Genomic DNA, 18312 nt, shown 5'->3' with positions numbered 1-18312 from the left:
TTTAAAAGAAAAGAGCAAAATGTCAGCTCTTTTGTTCAATAAGTCGCTTATTGCCGTAGATTCAAAAAAAATTTTCTAATTTAAAGCAAACAAAGTAAAAACAGAATTAGTGATATTCAATAATCTTGTATTTACCAATAAATCAGCCCCATAATTCATAACGCTCAGCATTTCTTACGATATTCCAAAGGCGAAATGCCCACATGAGTTTTAAAAAACCGTCCAAAAACCGACTGATTCGAAAAGTTTAATACATCACTAATCTGATTAATAGTCAAATCTTTGTTTTGCAGCAATACTTTAGCTTCCAGGATTACCATATCGTCAATCCAGTTACCGGCTGTTTTTCCGCTATTCTTTTTGACAACTTCTGAGAGATACTTACGGGTAATGTGTAATGAATTGGCATAATGCTGAACAGATCGCTGACTTAAAAAATCCTTAAACAGGATTTCTTTGAATTTTTCGAAAATTGGATTTTGTACTGTGTCTTCAGCATTGCTTTTTTGAATATTGTCAATTTCATAAATCAGTATATAGAGATAGCTCCTTAAAATAACAGCCTGATTTTCATAATTGCCTTCAAACGTCTGACTGATCAAATTAAAGATCTGTTCAAATTTATTCTTATCTTCTTCTTCCAGTTTAAACACATGATGATCCTCAAAAAACTTATATTGTAACAGAAAAAAAACATTCGTTTGTGTCTCGAGAAAAAATTGGGGCTTAAAAAAAATAATATCAATTAGAATTTCATTGCTGTCCTGTGCAAAACTTCGTATCACTGATGGGCTTAAGGCAATAATAGCGGGAGCATGAATTACAACTTTATCAAGTCGGGTTTGCATGACAATACTCCCTTTTCTAAGAAACTCAATCGCATAACTTTCTGCCCGATAAGGTTCACTAATATAAGGATGGTCTTTCGCCTGTATATAAAAGTAATCGTTTTTATTTTCGGTATTTGTAAACAAACTCTTGTGATGTTCCAGCGAATATGTTGTAATCTTATTGTTCAATTGTTTTGCTTTAATCGATATTCAAATATAGTCAATGCTAATTTTATATGCCGCAACAAAAAACAAATAGCCTATAATAAAAAATGGCGCCCTATAGCGCCATTGTTCGTAATATATCAAGCTGACCATAATTATGGTTTCTTGTCAATTTTATATAATCTTCCTCCATCCGTAACAGCATATAAAGCGCCATCAGCTCCTTGTGTAACATCTCTAAACCTTTGGTTTTCTGATGCCAGCAGTCTTTCTTCTCCTACTACTTTATTATTTTCGATCGCAAGACGTACAATATGCATTCCGCTTAAAGCGCCAATAAAAAGATTGTTTTGCCATTCCGGAACGCGATTACCGGTATAGAAAGTCATTCCGCTTGGCGATACAACCGGATCCCAGTAATAAACAGGTTGTTCCATACCTTCCTGTTGCTGAATTCCTGCCCCAATTTTTTCTCCGCTGTATTCAATACCGTATGTTATCGTTGGCCATCCGTAATTTGAACCTGCTTTTAAACGATTGATCTCGTCACCGCCACGTGGTCCGTGTTCCGCCAGCCAGATTTCCCCGTTGTTGGGATTAAGCGCCAAACCTTGCGGGTTTCTGTGTCCGTAAGTATATAATTCAGGTAATGCCCCTGTTACGCTAAAAGCTGGATTTCCCGTTGCCGGTTGCCCGTCTTTTGTGATTCGCACCACTTTCCCTAAACCGGAAGTAAGCGATTGCGCTAATGGTCTTGTCTGAAGTACAGAACGTTCTCCGGTACTTACTACAAGATTTCCAGTTTTATCAAAAAGGATACGTCCACCATAATGTAAAGTACTCGCATTGGCAGGAGTTGCACGATAAATTACAGTTGCTCCTTCTATTGTTTTTTCATCTGCTGATAATTTTCCTTTTGCAACAGCCGTATTATTTCCACCGCCAACAGCTTCAGAAAAAACCCAGTAAATCATGCGATTCGATGCAAATTCCGGATCTAATACCAAGCCTAACAACCCGCCCTGATCTGCTGAATTAACAGCAGGAGCTCCTGTAATTGGTGCACTTACAACACCAGCGGTTGTAACAATACGAAAAGTACCTGTTTTTTGCGTCACTAACAATCTGCCATCGGGAAGGCTTTTTACACCCCACGGAGCTGTTAACGCACTAGTAATAACATTGGCCTCATACGGTGTATTGGTAATAACACCATTAATACGGGTTTGTCCCGCAAAAGCAGGTTTATAAGTAGTGTTAGCAGCATTTCCTTCTACAGGATTGGTAACAGTACCAGGATTGGTATCCACGTCTTTGTCATTCGAGCAGCTCAAAAAGGTAAATAAAAGGCTCGAAAGCATCGTAATAGGTTTTAAATTTCTCATGTTGCGAATAATTTTAAGTTATATGTAAATAATTTGGGTAGAGATCAAATTTCAACAATTAGAATGAGAACTATTTATATAATTCATCCGAAAATTTATACAATTAACAGGCATTATATTATAATTCAACGTTATTAATACTATTCATGAGTCAAAAACATAGAAAAAAATTATGTTTTATAAAATTAATTTTTACATTTGCAATCATCAGATGATATGACAAATGAAAACATTAATCCAAAAAAAATCTCTTGCGCAGGAAGTAGCTTCTAAAATAGAAGAGCAAATAGCATTAGGGCATTATAAAATCAATGACAAATTACCTATTGAAGCAGAGCTTATGAAAAGCTTTGGTGTGGGACGTTCCTCGATTAGGGAAGCAATGAAGATTCTGGCAAATTCGGGCTTACTTCGTATTCAGCAAGGTGTGGGTACCTTTGTAGAGCAAATTAACAGTACGCGTGAACCTATGGATCAGCGCTTAATGCGTGCCAATGCTCAGGATTTAGATGAGGTGAGACAATTATTAGAAATGAAAATTGCTGAAAAAGCCGCCCTCAACAGAACTGAAGATGATATCGAGGCAATGAAACAGCATTTAGCCACCAGAATGATTGCCGCCAATGAAAATAATCTCGAAGAATGTGTTGAAGCTGACATACAATTTCATGTTGCAATTGCCGAAGCATCAAAAAATGAAATCCTCGCCGATCTCTATAAATCAGCCTCTGTACATCTTAAAAAAGGATTTCTGCACCTGTATCCTGACACTCAGATATTCAAAGATACCTCTGCGATTCATGAGCAGCTTTTAGAAAGTATTATTGCAAAAGATTCTAAAAAAGCCTGGAATACAGTTGCAAAAATTATAGGACATATTAATTACTAATTTTTATCCAAATTCATCAGATGATCTGATTTTTAATTTAACTATGGAAACAAACACCAATTCTACAAACACCATTAGCAATTCTAAGCAGTTGGCGCAGCAAACTGTTTTCTCTATTTTATTTACCATTAGCTTTACGCATTTTCTTAATGATATGCTTCAGGCTGTTGTTCCAGCTGTATACCCTATAATTAAGGATAAGTTTCATTTATCTTTTACTGATATTGGATTAATTACTTTAACCTACCAGCTTACCGCATCTATACTCCAGCCATTCATTGGATTTTATACTGATAAAAAACCGCGTCCGTATTCGTTAGCCATTGGAATGACTTTTACCTTACTTGGTTTAATTGCAGTTTCTGTCGCTTCCAGTTTTCTCAACATTCTGCTTGCCGTTAGTTTAATCGGGATTGGTTCTTCTATATTCCACCCGGAATCATCAAGGGTTGCGCATTTGGCCTCAGGCGGAAAAAGAGGTCTTGCTCAATCTATTTTTCAATTAGGAGGAAATGCAGGAAGCGCTGTGGGGCCTTTGCTTGCCGCAATAATTGTAGTGCCTTATGGTCAGTTTTATATTATCTGGTTTAGTATTGCTGCCATAATTGGTATTGTGATACTTTCCGGTATTGCCAAATGGTATCAGGAACATTTAAACCTAAGAGCTTTAAATAAATCGGCAGCTACAGAAGAAATTCATCATTCGCTTTCCAAACAAAAAGTTATATTTTCTTTAGGTATTTTATTGGTTTTGATCTTTTCGAAATATTTCTATATGGCAAGCATGACCAGTTACTACACTTTCTATCTTATTGATAAATTCAACTTAACAGTACAGCAGTCCCAGGTTTACCTTTTCGCTTTTCTTGGTGCAGTCGCTGCAGGCACTTTGTTTGGCGGGCCATTAGGAGACCGTTTTGGCAGAAAATATATTATCTGGATTTCGATCTTAGGAGTGGCACCTTTTACCTTATTATTACCTTATGCTAATCTTTTCTGGACTGGTATATTGTCTGTTATTATTGGCTTAATCATATCATCGGCTTTTTCAGCAATTTTAGTGTACGCAACTGAACTTGTTCCCGGAAAAGTAGGTTTGATAGCGGGACTTTTCTTTGGACTGGCATTTGGTATGGGTGGATTAGGTTCTGCAATCCTGGGTAAAATAGCCGATGCCACCACTATTGAATATGTTTTTAAAATTTGTGCCTTTTTACCTCTAATTGGAGTGTTGACAGGTTTGCTTCCGAATATTGAAGGGAAGAAAAAAACGGTAAAAAATTAAACTAAGAAAAATTATTTTTTACTGTGAAAGCCTGATATGAGAATTACGATTAAAAGAATTTTCATATCAGGCTTTTGTATACCTGTATTCCATTCTTTGAGATGAATAAAAATAAAAGATTATTGTTCCTGAAAAAGCTTTATACCAAAGCACAAGCGTGACTTTTGTCCCAATATTAAAATTACATTAGAAATGGAGTTTTCTTCCCTAAATAAACTTGATTTACTAATATTAATTTTTACATTTGCGTTATTTTTAATTATTCTAAATAGAACACTGTTTTAGAAACCATAATTCGTTTAGAACTGAATCTCAAACTAATTTAAAATAATAAATATCCCAATATGAAAAAGAATATCTTTATCTCTTTTGCATTAGTCGCTACTTTATTTGTTAGTGCTCAACAAAAAAACACCTTATTAGAGCAGTCTTTCTGGAAGACGGCTCCAGATGTTGCTGCAGTTAAGGCTGAAATAGCCAAAGGAAATAATCCGGCTGAAGCCAATGCCAATGCTTTTGACGTAACTACTGTAGCCATAAACAACGATGCGCCTTTGGCAAGCATTAAATTTTTACTGGAGCAACCCGGAAATCCGGTAAACAAATCAACACACGATAATCGTATTTATTTACATTGGGCTGCGTACAGAGGAAACACCGAATTGGTAGAATATCTTATTTCTAAAGGTTCTGATGTTAATTTTGAAGACAGCCATGGTACTACTCCTATCGCTTTTGCTGCTGTTAACGGCCTACTGAATCAAAGTGTTTCAGAAGCCTTTTTTAAAGCAGGAATTGATCCTAAGAAAAAATACTCAGATGGTGCAAACCTGTTACTTTTAAGTATTCCGTTTGATAAAGACCTGGCACTTACGGATTATCTTATTACCAAAGGATTGTCTTTAAAAGATACCGATAAAAACGGAGCCACTGCTTTTGATTATGCAGCCAGAATTGGAAATGTAGCCCTTTTGAAAAAGATCGCTGCAAAAGGAATTAAAGCTACAGACAACGCCCTTTTTATTGCCACACAAGGAGCGCGCAGAGAAACAACCCCGCTTGAAACCTATAAATATTTGGTTGAAGAAGTAAAAATTAAACCTACTGCTGCAAATAAATCAGGAGAAAATGTACTGCATCTTCTTGCCGGAAAACAAAACCAGGCAGAAATAATTACTTATTTCTTATCAAAAGGTGTTGATGCCAACAAAGTAAATAATGACGGAAATACACCGTTAATGATTGCTGCCGGAAGAGAAATTACGGTAGTCGAAAAACTATTACCGGTTACCAAAAACATCAACTTACAGAATTCAAAAGGAGAATCAGCTTTGACTTTTGCGGTTAGATCAGGAAATCCTGAATCAGTTGCTCTTCTTTTAGATAAAGGCGCAGATGTAAATGTAAAAGATAAAGACGGAAATAATTTAGGCATCTATTTAGTACAATCATACCGACCAGCCGGGCGCGGTGAAGCCAATGCAGCAAAAGATCCCTTCGAGGCTAAAGTAAAATTACTTCAGGATAAAGGCCTAAACTTAGCTGCTGCCCAAAAAGACGGAAGTACCTTATATCACTTTGCCATTGCCAAAAATGATTTAGCTTTGCTTAAAAAATTAGCAGCTTTAAATATTGATGTAAATGCGAAAAACAAAGATGGTATGACAGCCTTGCATAAAGCTGCAATGGTAGCAAAAGATGATAACATTTTAAAATACCTAATTTCGATTGGTGCCAAAAAAGATATTAAAACTGAATTTGATGAAAGTGTATATGCATTAGCAAAAGAAAATGAATCACTGACGAAAAATAACGTTTCAATTGATTTTTTGAAGTAGGTTAAAAGTTAAAGGTCATACTTTAAATATAATTCATAGCTCATAATTCATAACCCGTAATAATTCACAATTAGAATGAAATCTATAGTAAAAATAGCGCTAACAAGCGCACTAATTTGTTTAATCTCCTTTCAGTCAAATGCTCAGGCAGGCAAATACAAATGTATGTTGCAAATGTCAAATTACATGGGAGAAGGTGCTTATATCGTCGTTTCACTTATCAATCCTGCCGGAGGATATGAAAAAACGCTTTACGTAATGGGTGACGATAAAAAATGGTACAAATCATTAAAGGAGTGGAATAAATTTCATGCTCAAAAATCTGAAGATATCAGCGCCAGGACAGGAGCTTCAGTAACAGGTGGAGATCGTAGCATTACGACTATCGAAATTGAGGATTCTAAAATCAATAAAGGATATAAATTAAGATTTGAATCGGCTGTTGAAGATCAGAAATATTACGTAAGCGATCTTGAGATTCCTTTAACAACGGAAGGACTTGCTGATAAAACAGAAGGAAAAGGTTATATCAGATACGTACGATTAAACAAGATTTAATAGTATCGCTTAAAAATAAAATTGCCACAGATTAAAAAAGATTCTTTTTCTGTAAAGTGAAAAAATCAGTGTAAATTCGTTTCATCTGTGGCAAAAAATTCTCAATTACATTAGATTACACTCAATGACTCTTTCTTTCTGGCGTTATACACACTTGGCTCTGGCTTTATTTTCTTCTTTGTTTTTAATACTAGCAGCAACAACAGGAATTATTCTGGCAGTTGATGCCATGCAGGAAAAAACACTTTCGTACCGGGTAGAAAATTTTGATCAGATAACGCTGGGAGAAACATTAACTGTTTTAAAAAAAGAATATTCTGAAATTACAGAACTCAGTGTAGATCATAATCAATTTGTAACCCTTCAGGCAATCGATCAGGATGGCAACGACATCAACTCCTATATTGATCCTAAAACAGGCAAAAAGCTTGGAACTCCAATAAAAAAAAGCGAGTTTATTCAATGGGTTACCGGTTTTCATCGTTCTTTGTTTCTTCATGAAACGGGACGATTTTTTGTTGGCGTTATTTCCTTTTTATTGCTGCTAATTGCGATTTCAGGTTTTGCACTTGTCCTGAACAGACAAAGGGGCATTCGCAATTTTTTCTCGAAAGTAGTCAAAGAATATTTTGCTCAATATTATCATGTCGTTTTAGGCCGTTTAGCTTTAATTCCAATTTTGATTATTGCCCTTACCGGAACGTATTTATCGCTGCAAAGATTTAACTTTTTCATGGGTAAAGAGAAAAATGAAAAAGAAAAGACAGCAATTATTGCAGCTCCAAAAGGCAAGACTACATCAGTATTTACCACTACCCTTTTAGCCGATGTCAATAAAATCGAATTTCCGTTTACAGATGATCCGGAAGAATATTACATCATCCAGTTGAAAGATCGTGAAATTGAAGTCAATCAGGTTACAGGTGCTGTTGTGAGCGAAAAACGTTCTCCGATGACTACACAACTGTCTGATTTAAGCCTTAATCTTCATACCGGAAAAACCAATGCCATCTGGGCATTTATATTGGCCATTGCCAGTATTAACATTCTCTTTTTCATCTACTCCGGTTTTGCCATTACCTTAAAACGAAGATCAAGCCGCATTAAAAACAAATTCAAAGCGAACGAAAGTAAATTCATATTATTAGCAGGTTCTGAAAATGGAAGCTCATTGCGATTTGCCAATGCCATTCTCAAACAATTAATTGCACACGGAGAAAAAGCTTTTATTACCGAATTGAATAGCTTTTCTGTTTTCCCGAAAGCCGAACATATTATCGTATTCTCCTCAACTCACGGATTGGGAGATGCACCTTCTAACGCAAACAAATTTTTATCGCTTTTAAAGAAACATGCACCGGAACAAAAGATCCGTTATTCTGTAGTTGGTTTTGGATCGAAAGCCTATCCTGATTTTTGTGGATTTGCCTTTGAAATTGACAAACAGTTACAAAATCAAGATTGGGCAGAACGCTTCTTAGAAGTTCAAACGGTTAACGATAAATCAGCAACCGAATTTGTAGAATGGATCAGATTATGGAGTGCCAAAACAGGAATTCCGTTAGCCACTACCCCATCTTTATACAATCACGTTCCAAAAGGTCTGCAAAAATTAATGGTTTTGGATAAAACTCCCATCTCAGAAACCGAACATACTTTTATATTGACTTTACGTGCCAATAGCAGATCAAAATTTGCTTCTGGTGATTTATTGGCTATATATCCTGCCAACGATTCGAGAGAACGTCTTTACTCTATTGGAAACCACTCCGGAAATGTACAATTGGTCGTAAAACTACATCCCAACGGATTGGGATCCGGCTTTTTAAATAATCTGGAACCGGGAAATACGATCAAAGCCAGAATTATCAATAATAAAGCTTTTCATTTTCCTAATAAAGCACCAAAAGTCGCTTTTATCTCCAACGGAACCGGAATTGCGCCTTTCTTAGGTATGATCGAACAAAATAAAACCAGGAAAGAGATACATCTTTATAGCGGGTTTAGAATGGAAACGCCAACACTTCTAGCTTATAAAAAGTTTGCCGGAATTATGGTAGAAAAAGAACATCTTGATCATTTTCATGTGGCCTTATCACGCGAAGCTCAACATATTTATGTAATGGATTTAATCAAAAGAGATGAAACCTTTTTTATTAATTTATTAAAACAAGGCGGCGTGATTATGATTTGCGGATCGCTTGCCATGCAACAGGATGTTGAAATCATTCTGAATCAATTGTGCCTGAAAAATGGAACAAAAAGTTTATCCGAATATAAAGACAACGGACAATTATTAACAGATTGTTATTAGGATCTGTTTTTTAGATTAAAATAAAAATCTGCCGGATCTCTGTGAAAAAACAATTATGGGCTGCGAATCGATTGCGGGTATAATTATAAAGAATCGCTTTTTATCCGTTGAAACTTTTAAGAAAATTATATGTCAATTCAAAAGTCACTTTACCGTTTTCTGTTTCTTTCTGTCATAGTGTGCAGCTTTTCTGTTAATGCACAAATACTGAGAAAAAGAACCACACTGCTTATGGGCGGACGTTTTGATATCACAATTGTTGCCAAAGACTCACTTTCGGCAGAGCAAAATATCGATGAGATTATCGCAGAAATTACCCGAATCGAAAATCTAATTTCAGACTGGAAATCTACTTCTCAGGTATCTGAAGTCAATCAAAATGCCGGAATCAAACCCGTAAAAGTCGACCGGGAAGTTTTTGAATTAACGCAAAGAGCGATACAATTTTCTAAAGCCACAAAAGGCGGATTTGATGTAAGTTTTGCCGCAATGGACAGAATCTGGAAATTTGACGGATCTATGACCGAAATGCCTTCGGCGGAAGCCATAAAAAAATCAGTCGAAAAAGTAGGTTATAAAAATATCATTTTAGATTCCGTTCAATCGACTGTATTCTTAAAATTAAAAGGCATGAAAATTGGTTTTGGCGCTTTAGGCGAAGGATATGCGACAGATAAATGCCGAAATATGATGCTGGCAAAAGGCATCAAAGCCGGAATCGTAAACGGATCCGGTGATATGACCGCATGGGGAAAACAACCCAATGGCAAAGACTGGAACATTGGTATGACTAACCCTTTTCATCCCGATACTTTATTTGCAGTAGTTCCGCTAAACAATGGCGCTGTTACCACTTCGGGAAGCTATGAAAAGTTTGTAGTTTTTAACGGAAAACGTTATTCTCACATTATAAATCCTGCAACAGGTTATCCCGCAACCGGTTTATGCAGCGTGTCTGTTTTTGGTCCAAATGCAGAAACCGCAAATGGCCTAAGCACTTCTTTAATGGTTTTGGGGCAAAAAGAAGGCCTTCTTCTTCTAAAAAAATACCCGGAATACAGTTGCATAATGATCACAGACAACGGTAAACTTGTAAAATCTAAAAACTTCAAAATCAAAAAGTTTAAGGCCAAGTTGTGAAGTTATGGTCTGTCAGTCCAAGCTAAAAAATCAGCTAAAATCCCACACCGTTTTATCATCCTGAGGCACGAAGGATCGCACCAATAATTCGCCAAAGATTGGAGACTTGCTGTACATAGCTTCTTATGTGATCTTTCATACCTCAGCATGACATGATTGAGATAAAAAATAAAGTAAAATACCCGCCCCGTTTTGTCATCCTGAGGAACGAAGGATCGCACCAATAATTCGCCAAAGATTGAAGACTTGCCGTACATAGCTTTTTGTGTAATCCTTCGTTCCTCAGCATGAAAAGATTGAGATAAAAAATAAAGTAAAATACCCACCCCGTTTTGTCATCCTGAGGAACGAAGGATCGCACCAGTAATTCGCCAAAGATTGAAGACTTGCCGGGCATAGCTTCCTATGTGATCTTTCATACCTCAGCATGACATGATTGAGATAAAAAATAAAGTAAAATACCCACACCGTTTTGTCATCCTGAGGAACGAAGGATCGCGCCAGTAATTCGCCAAAGATTGAAGACTTGCCGTACATAGCTTTTTTGTGTGATCCTTCGTACCTCAGCATGACATTTCTTACTTCTTCCCTCAAATCCCCAACATTAAAATTTCTAATGCAATTCTAACAATCTTCTAATTCCTTTATTTAGATTAAATATAAACAATAGTATAGTTTTGCGATCGTATTGATAAGTAAAATTAATTATGAGGTTTCTATTCTTTGTTCTTTTGATTCTTAACGTCTCCGCTTATTCTCAAACTGGTAAAATTGCAGGAAAAGTAACTTTTGAAAATTCTGAATCAGCATTTGGAGCTACCATAATGATTTTAGGAACACAAAAATTCGTTATTGCAGACCGTGATGGAAAATTTGAATTCAAAGGATTAGCATACGGAAATTATACTTTAGAAATTTCATTTCCTGAAGCCAAAACAAAAACGGTCAGTCTACATTTAAAACAACTTTCACATGCTATCCATATTTCATTAGCAAAAACAAATAATGCGAAATCGCTTAAGGAAGTAATTATTCAGAAAACGACCGCCAAAAAAGAAATTATGGAAAAAGGTTTTGCTGTAAACGTAATTGAAACACAGGAAGCCGCCAAAAGAAACCTTCAGACAAATGATTTGCTTGACCGCTCCGGAGGTGTCCGGATCAGACAAAACGGAGGTTTAGGATCAACCGTTGATTATAACATTAATGGAATGTCAGGAAATGCAATTAGGATTTTTATTGATGGTGTCCCGATTCAAACCTATGGAGCGTCATTCAGTTTAAATAGTATTCCGCCAGCGCTGATCGAACGCATTGAGGTGTATAAAGGCGTTGTTCCTGCTTATTTAGCTGATGATTCACTTGGAGGGGCCATTAACGTGGTTTTGAGAAAAGGTGCAAAAAATTCCCTAAATGCTTCTGTTTCTTATGGCTCATTTAATACCGTTCAATCTAATTTTAATACTTCTTACCGAAACAAAGATGGTTTTACAATAAAGGCCAATGCTTTTCAGAACTACTCTGATAATGATTATGAAGTTTGGGGAAGATTTGTTTATAATATCGCACCAAACGGACGTTACGAATACATCAGGGCTAAAAGATTTGAAAGTATGTACAGATCGTACGGAGGAAGGCTGGAAGCAGGTTATACGAATGTAGGCTGGGCAGACAGCTTCCTGATTAGTTATAATGGTTCACAGGATTATAATCAGATTCAGCATGGTCAATATATGACCAAACCCTACAAAGGACGTTTTAGCGAAGCTGCTGCAAATGTTTTCAGCCTGAATTATAACAAGAAAGATTTCCTGATTAAAGACCTTGATTTTTCTGTAATTGCTGTTTATAGCCATAGAAATGATGTAATCAATGATACTGTAAAATGGAACTATAACTGGAATGGCGAAAAAGCTCTTGGTTTATACGGAGATCCTATACGTTCTAATACAGGCGCACAGCAGGGACCTGCAACAATCAATCACATGACCTCGGATATTTTTAACACACGGGCAAGCCTAAGTTATGCGATCACTGAAAATCATAAAATTTTAGTGAGCACTATGACCTACATTCTCGACCGAAATGATTTTGATGAAATGAAACCTGAATTAGTTCGAAATTTTGACGTTACCCGCGATTTGAATAAAACCGTTTCATCATTTGCTTACGAAATGTCTGCATTTGAATCACGCCTGCGAACCAATCTATTTTTTAAGAATTATAATCTCAAAAATGAACAACGGGATCCACAAATTGTAAACGAAAATGGCCAAAATGCCGTACGCGAAATTATTACTTCTAAAAAAACAAATTTTTCGGGATACGGTATTGCCGCTTCCTATTCTGTTACACCAAAAGTAATGCTGATGGTTTCTGCCGAAAAAGCAATCCGGTTGCCATCTGAAAACGAAATCTTTGGAAACCCGGGAGAAAACATTTTAAGCAATTCTAATCTTGGCCCTGAACAGAGTAATAATTTCAATGCAGGTTTACGCTTTGGCCCTTATCAGATCAACAATCATAAAATTACACTTTCCGGAAATGCATTTTGGAGAAATACCGAGGATAAAATTGTTCGTGCCATCAGTGACCGTTTAAATGAAGCAGTTCAGGCATCGCCTTTTATAAACTTAGGAAAAGCACAATCAGTTGGTTTTGAAGCTTCTTTTCAATATTCTTATAACAACAGATTTTTTGCCGGTATGAATCTTTCAAAATTTAACTCTCTTTACAAAGACAAATACGACGCTAACAATAATATTCTTCCTTATTACAACAAACAATTACCCAATGAGCCGTATTTTAATATTAACGGAAATCTTCAGTACAATTTTAAAAATTTAATTCAGTCCAAATCAGAACTAAACATCTATTACTATTGTGGTTATGTCGCTCCTTTTTATAATTCGTGGCTTGAAATTGACAGAACTACAGCACAATTCCCACACGACTTAGGATTGAGTTATGTTTTTCCAAACAAACAATTCATTGTAAGCTTTGATGCCAAAAACATTACAGACGAACAACTTTACGACAATTTTGCGGCACAAAAACCCGGAAGAGCTTTTTACGTGAAGCTAAATTATACAATCAACAAGTTTTAATCTCAAATTAATTAATTTTTAATGCTATAAATATGAAAAAAAGTACATTTAAATTACTTGCATGTGGTTTGTTTTTCACCACATTTGCCTTAACAACAAGCTGCAGCAGTGATGATAACAAAAATGAAACACCTGTTAATCCGGAAACCGAAGGCCGATGGATCACACTTGCAGGTGCATTAATGCAGACAGAGCCTGGTGATGGAAACGGCGGAACAAAAGTATTTTCTGTAAGTAAAGAAAATGCCAAAGACCCTAATTTTTCTATTAATGTTTATGATAACGGATCACCTGTACAATCCAGCAGAACAGCTCGTCTACAATCATCTGTAGATGGAAGTACGCTTTTCAACATTACCTATACAGGTGCAAACGGCGGTGAATTTATGACATATAAAGTAAACGGCGCTGCTAATTTTGCACAATCCGGAACTACAGTTAATATCTCACAATATGCCGGAACATCTCCAAGATGGGTAAAACTTTTTGACGGAGATAAAACAGGTGTTGCCGTAAATGTAACGACTCCTGTTATTGTTACTAATGCCGACAAAAGCTACAAGCATACAAGAGGAACGGCGACTGTTTTATCATTGAACATGCAGCAAACTTTAATTTCAGCATTCAAACAATACGAAATTGCTTTATCTGCTCAGGAAGAAGCACAAGGACATCACATTTTTCGATTAGATGCCCCAACGCTTAACAAAGCCGGAAATAAATTGATTATTGGTACCTGGATGCGCAAAACAAATCCTGCAACCGGACAAAACGAAGCTACATTTGACCGTTTAGGTTCTAAATCTGTAGTGGTAGATTATCCTTCATTAGAGAACCCACAAGTAATTACTTCAACAGTTACTTTTGGGGATACCAGCGGATACCGTAGTTTCAACAGTTTTGTAGGTACAGATGGAAACATTTATCAAGCTACTCAAAGAGATACAAAAAATGGTTCATACATCTTAAGAATCAACCAAAGCAATCAATATGATAATGCTTATGCATTTAGTTTAGATACTGCTCTTGGGGTAAAGGGTTCTTATATTGACGCCTGGAGATATGCGGGTAACGGAATAGCGTATGCTGTTTATACTCATAATGACACTAACGGTCAGGGTTTTGTGGCAAGAATTGACCTAAATGCAAAAACAGCTAAAAAAGTAGATGGTATCGCTTACGATGCTGATTTAGACTTTGGACAATATCAGGGATTTGTGGTTGATGGAAACGATCTGTACATCGCAGTTACACCGGTTGGAAAAGACGGAAACCTTTACATTATTGACATTCCTACAGGAGCTGTTGCGAAAGGGGCTAAACTAATCAACAAGCCCGGAAACCACTATATCGGTGTATTCTAAAAATTTACAGCAGCAAAACAGCGAACTGTAACTATTGCTATTACTTGAGTTTTTTTTTTAATTAGAACATTCCGCTTCAGACTTTTGGAGCGGAATGTTTGTTTTAAATCTGAAAATTTTGTCCTGATAGCCAATGCACCTCAAAAAACAGTTACAAGCTTTTCATTCTCAGGAACAAAGAATCATGCGCGTTGAGCACCTACGGTTGTGAAATACCGGAGAAATTTCTTTTTCCTCAAAATTGACAAAAATATAACTGTTCATTCTAACGATAAATAGGTATTGAAACTAATCCACTTTTATTTCAATTGCAGAAACTGGAATCCCCTTTCCCGTCGAAGCTTTTAATTGAATATTTTCTTTCTTCCCATTCGACTGAATAATTACAATACATTTGCCATTAAACAATTTACAGGAACTGGCTTTAAAAGAATCCAAATTGGCCTGATAACCATTATCAACTCCAACCAGTTTTCCTCCACCCAAGACTTCAAAATCAATTAAATCATTAGCGTTTGGAAGCAGATTCCCATCCTTGTCTACAATAGAAACCGTTACGTAAACCAAGTCGTAAGTATCATTTTTGATCGTGGTTTTATCTGCTTTTAAATCAATTTTGGAAGCTTCACCCGCAGTATGAATTGCTGCCTCTAAAACTACTTTTCCGTTTTTTCTCGAAATAGCTTTTAATGTTCCCGGTTCGAATTTTACACGCCATGAAATATGTAAATCATCATTTTGTTTTGCTTTCTTTCCAAGTGATTTTCCGTTAAGGAATAGTTCAACTTCATCCGCATTATTGTAATACGCCCAAACCTCTACTTCCTGACCTGCTTTCCAGTTCCAGTGCGGGAAAATATGAAGAACAGGTTTTGTTGTCCATTCGCTTTGGTACATATAATACACATCTTTTGGAAGTCCGGCTAAATCAATAATCCCGAAATAGGAACTTCTTGCCGGATACGGATATGGATCCGGTTCTCCAATATAATCAAAGCCTGTCCAGATAAAAGTACCCGCCATAAAATCCTGTTTCCTGATGGTTTTCCAATTTTCTTCATGTGTAGCTCCCCAATAGGATTTTACCTGATCGTAAGCCGAAACCGTCCAGTCTGCATTGCCGTCAAAAGGAGCACCATGTTTTGTTGGCCACGCTTTAATTCCTTCCGGTAAATCGTAATGTCCGCGCGTTTCCAACGCTGAAACACTTTCTGAAGCTAAGATTTTCTGTCCTTTAAAACGTTCCGGGAAATCTTTGTAATCTTCGTGTTTGTAATTAAAACCTAGAAGATCCAAAGCACCTGATTGATAAATAAAATTTTTCTCGATTATATTCTCCGTCAAAGCTGAAGTTACGGGACGGGTCGTATCCAGAGATTTTACAATTTTAGCCAATTCTCTTGTAATAGCAATTCCCGTGCTGTCAAATTGTTCCCTGATTTCATTACCAATACTCCACATCATCACCGAAGGATGGTTGCGGTCTCTTTTAATAAAATCTTCTAAATCCTGTTTGTGCCAGGCATCCCAGTCTTTGTGATAATCGTTGGTTACTTTTTTCTTCTTCCAGACATCAAAAGCTTCATCCTGAACGATAAATCCCATTTCATCACACAATTGCATCATTTCCAGTGAATGCGGATTATGCGACATTCTGATCGCATTCGCTCCCATTTCTTTCAGCAAAGTTAATTTCCTTCGAACCGCATGAATATTTTCTACAGCGCCCAATGCGCCATTATCATGATGCAGGCAAACCCCTAATATTTTTGTTGGTTTTCCGTTTAAAGAGAAGCCTTTCTCAGCATCAAAATTAAAAAAACGGAAACCAAGAGGGGTTTCATAATTATCAAGTAATTTCGATTTTTCATAAATTTTCGTCACCACTTTATACAAATACGGATTCTCTGTGCTCCATAATATTGGCTGATTTAAAACCAAATCATGAATCTTTTTTTCTGATGTTTTTGCTGTTATTTTTTCTGTTGAAGTAAAACTGGCCACTTCTTTATTGTCTGCATTTAAAATTGAAGTAACCAGTTTATACTCTTTTGAAGCAGCATTGTCATTATCAATCGTAACTTCTAAATGTATTTTTGATTTTTCGGCAGTCACTTCCGGCGTTGTTACAAAAGTTCCCCACTTCCCTACGTGCAGTTTTTCACTGGCCACTAAACGTACATTCCTGTAAATTCCGGAACCGGTATACCATCTTGAATTGGGCTGTGCATCGTTATCGACTTTTACAGCAATTACATTTTGCTTTTTGTCAAAATTCAGATATTTCGATAAATCGTAGCCAAAAGAAATATATCCGTTAGGACGAATTCCTAATGAATGCCCGTTAATAAATACTTCACTGTTTTTAAAAACACCGTCGAATTCTATGGCAACCGATTTATTCTTCCAATTGGCAGGAACAGTAAATACTTTACGATACCAGCCTTTTCCGGCGGGTAAAAATCCCTGTGCCTGTTTTGTTTTATTGTCTTTATCAAAAGCCCCTTCGATACTCCAATCGTGCGGTAATTGAAGCGTTCTCCAATCTGTAGTTTTAAAATCAGATTGAATTGCCGTTGGATAATCCCCTAATTTGAAGTTCCAGTTTTTATTGAAATCTTCTACAATTCTTGCTTGCTTTCCTTGTGAGAAAGCAATTGTTGAAAACAATAATATTGCTGCAATTCTAATTTTTTGTAAAATGCTTTTATGTTTAATCATAAATATGTTTTTTATTCTAATCTAATCTACACCCGTTTTTTCATTTCGACGTAAGGAGAAATCACACTCGTAACTCGACAAAGATTGGCAACATTCTGTATGGAGTTTCTAGTGTGATCCCTCGTTCCTCGGGAGGACAAAAATGAAGCGAACCTCACTTTGCGGGTCTTCGACTCCGCTCAGCCTGACAAATCAATGATGAAAGCCTCCGAGTAAACCTTACCACCCAGTTTGTCATTTCGACGTAAGGAGAAATCACACACGTAACTCGACAAAGATTGGCAACATTCTGTATGGAATTTCTAGTGTGATCCCTCGTTCCTCGGGAGGACAAAAATAACGCGAACCTCCCTTTACGGGGCTTCGACTCCGCTCAGCCTGACAAATCAATGATGAAAGCCTCCGAGTAAACCTTACCCACCCAGTTTGTCATTTCGACGTAAGGAGAAATCACACACGCAACTCGACAAAGATTGGCAACATTCTATATGGAATTTCTAGTGTGATCCCTCGTTCCTCGGGATGACAAAAATGACGCGAACCTCACTTTACAGGGCTTCGACTCCGCTCAGCCTGACAAATCAATGACGAAAGCCTCCGAGTAAACCTTACCACCCAGTTTGTCATTTCGACGTAAGGAGAAATCACACACGTAACTCGACAAAGATTGGCAACATTCTGTATGGAATTTCTAGTGTGATCCCTCGTTCCTCGGG

General features: G+C 36.7%; 11 protein-coding genes. 8 read left to right on the top strand and 3 right to left on the bottom strand.

The genetic code is table 11. The features are described 5' to 3' along the window. Positions 1-164: 164 nt before the first annotated feature. Complete coding sequence (locus ACHRWY_RS21070) at positions 165-1019, bottom strand: helix-turn-helix domain-containing protein (protein WP_395357294.1); 855 nt, start codon at positions 1017-1019, stop codon at positions 165-167. Between the two features lie 131 nt (positions 1020-1150). Further along, positions 1151-2380 carry a PQQ-dependent sugar dehydrogenase gene (locus tag ACHRWY_RS21065; RefSeq protein WP_395357293.1) on the bottom strand — a complete coding sequence of 410 codons (1230 nt, stop codon included), beginning with the start codon at positions 2378-2380 and terminating at the stop codon, positions 1151-1153. 223 nt (positions 2381-2603) lie between these two features. On the opposite strand from ACHRWY_RS21065, the gene ACHRWY_RS21060 reads away from it, so the two are divergent. From ACHRWY_RS21060 to ACHRWY_RS21025, 8 genes are all read left to right on the top strand, one after another. Then, on the top strand, positions 2604-3269 hold the full coding sequence (locus ACHRWY_RS21060; protein WP_395357292.1) for a FadR/GntR family transcriptional regulator: 666 nt from the start codon (positions 2604-2606) through the stop codon (positions 3267-3269). A gap of 43 nt (positions 3270-3312) precedes the next feature. Continuing rightward, a complete protein-coding gene (locus ACHRWY_RS21055) occupies positions 3313-4554 on the top strand; it encodes an MFS transporter (protein WP_395357291.1) in 1242 nt (413 codons plus the stop codon). 344 nt (positions 4555-4898) lie between these two features. Further along, on the top strand, positions 4899-6392 hold the full coding sequence (locus ACHRWY_RS21050) for an ankyrin repeat domain-containing protein (protein ID WP_395357290.1): 1494 nt from the start codon (positions 4899-4901) through the stop codon (positions 6390-6392). Between the two features lie 75 nt (positions 6393-6467). After that, positions 6468-6950, top strand: coding sequence for a DUF2271 domain-containing protein (locus tag ACHRWY_RS21045; RefSeq protein WP_395357289.1), 483 nt, complete (start codon positions 6468-6470; stop codon positions 6948-6950). Between the two features lie 124 nt (positions 6951-7074). Continuing rightward, a complete protein-coding gene (locus ACHRWY_RS21040) occupies positions 7075-9264 on the top strand; it encodes a PepSY domain-containing protein (RefSeq protein ID WP_395357288.1) in 2190 nt (729 codons plus the stop codon). 129 nt (positions 9265-9393) lie between these two features. Further along, positions 9394-10404 carry an FAD:protein FMN transferase gene (locus ACHRWY_RS21035; RefSeq protein ID WP_395357286.1) on the top strand — a complete coding sequence of 337 codons (1011 nt, stop codon included), beginning with the start codon at positions 9394-9396 and terminating at the stop codon, positions 10402-10404. A 707-nt stretch (positions 10405-11111) separates the two neighbouring features. Beyond that, complete coding sequence (locus ACHRWY_RS21030; protein WP_395357284.1) at positions 11112-13511, top strand: TonB-dependent receptor; 2400 nt, start codon at positions 11112-11114, stop codon at positions 13509-13511. Between the two features lie 32 nt (positions 13512-13543). Further along, positions 13544-14875, top strand: coding sequence for a hypothetical protein (locus tag ACHRWY_RS21025; RefSeq protein ID WP_395357283.1), 1332 nt, complete (start codon positions 13544-13546; stop codon positions 14873-14875). Positions 14876-15163: 288 nt separating this feature from the next. Here ACHRWY_RS21025 and ACHRWY_RS21020 read toward each other — a convergent pair whose 3' ends face one another. Further along, positions 15164-17596, bottom strand: coding sequence for a sugar-binding domain-containing protein (locus ACHRWY_RS21020; RefSeq protein WP_395357282.1), 2433 nt, complete (start codon positions 17594-17596; stop codon positions 15164-15166). Positions 17597-18312: the final 716 nt, after the last annotated feature.

The organism is Flavobacterium sp. FlaQc-48, from assembly GCF_044007335.1.
Taxonomy (GTDB): Bacteria; Bacteroidota; Bacteroidia; order Flavobacteriales; family Flavobacteriaceae; genus Flavobacterium.
The sequence above is the reverse complement of the archived record's forward strand: the minus strand, read 5'-3'. Positions and strand labels throughout refer to the sequence as shown.

Excerpts from the sequence above, each read along its gene's own strand:
- ACHRWY_RS21065 (WP_395357293.1), bottom strand. The coding sequence starts at position 2,380 with ATGAGAAATTTAAAACCTATTACGATGCTTTCGAGCCTTTTATTTACC.
- ACHRWY_RS21060 (WP_395357292.1), top strand. The coding sequence starts at position 2,604 with ATGAAAACATTAATCCAAAAAAAATCTCTTGCGCAGGAAGTAGCTTCT.
- ACHRWY_RS21055 (WP_395357291.1), top strand. The coding sequence starts at position 3,313 with ATGGAAACAAACACCAATTCTACAAACACCATTAGCAATTCTAAGCAG.
- ACHRWY_RS21050 (WP_395357290.1), top strand. The coding sequence starts at position 4,899 with ATGAAAAAGAATATCTTTATCTCTTTTGCATTAGTCGCTACTTTATTT.
- ACHRWY_RS21045 (WP_395357289.1), top strand. The coding sequence starts at position 6,468 with ATGAAATCTATAGTAAAAATAGCGCTAACAAGCGCACTAATTTGTTTA.
- ACHRWY_RS21040 (WP_395357288.1), top strand. The coding sequence starts at position 7,075 with ATGACTCTTTCTTTCTGGCGTTATACACACTTGGCTCTGGCTTTATTT.
- ACHRWY_RS21035 (WP_395357286.1), top strand. The coding sequence starts at position 9,394 with ATGTCAATTCAAAAGTCACTTTACCGTTTTCTGTTTCTTTCTGTCATA.
- ACHRWY_RS21030 (WP_395357284.1), top strand. The coding sequence starts at position 11,112 with ATGAGGTTTCTATTCTTTGTTCTTTTGATTCTTAACGTCTCCGCTTAT.
- ACHRWY_RS21025 (WP_395357283.1), top strand. The coding sequence starts at position 13,544 with ATGAAAAAAAGTACATTTAAATTACTTGCATGTGGTTTGTTTTTCACC.
- ACHRWY_RS21020 (WP_395357282.1), bottom strand. The coding sequence starts at position 17,596 with ATGATTAAACATAAAAGCATTTTACAAAAAATTAGAATTGCAGCAATA.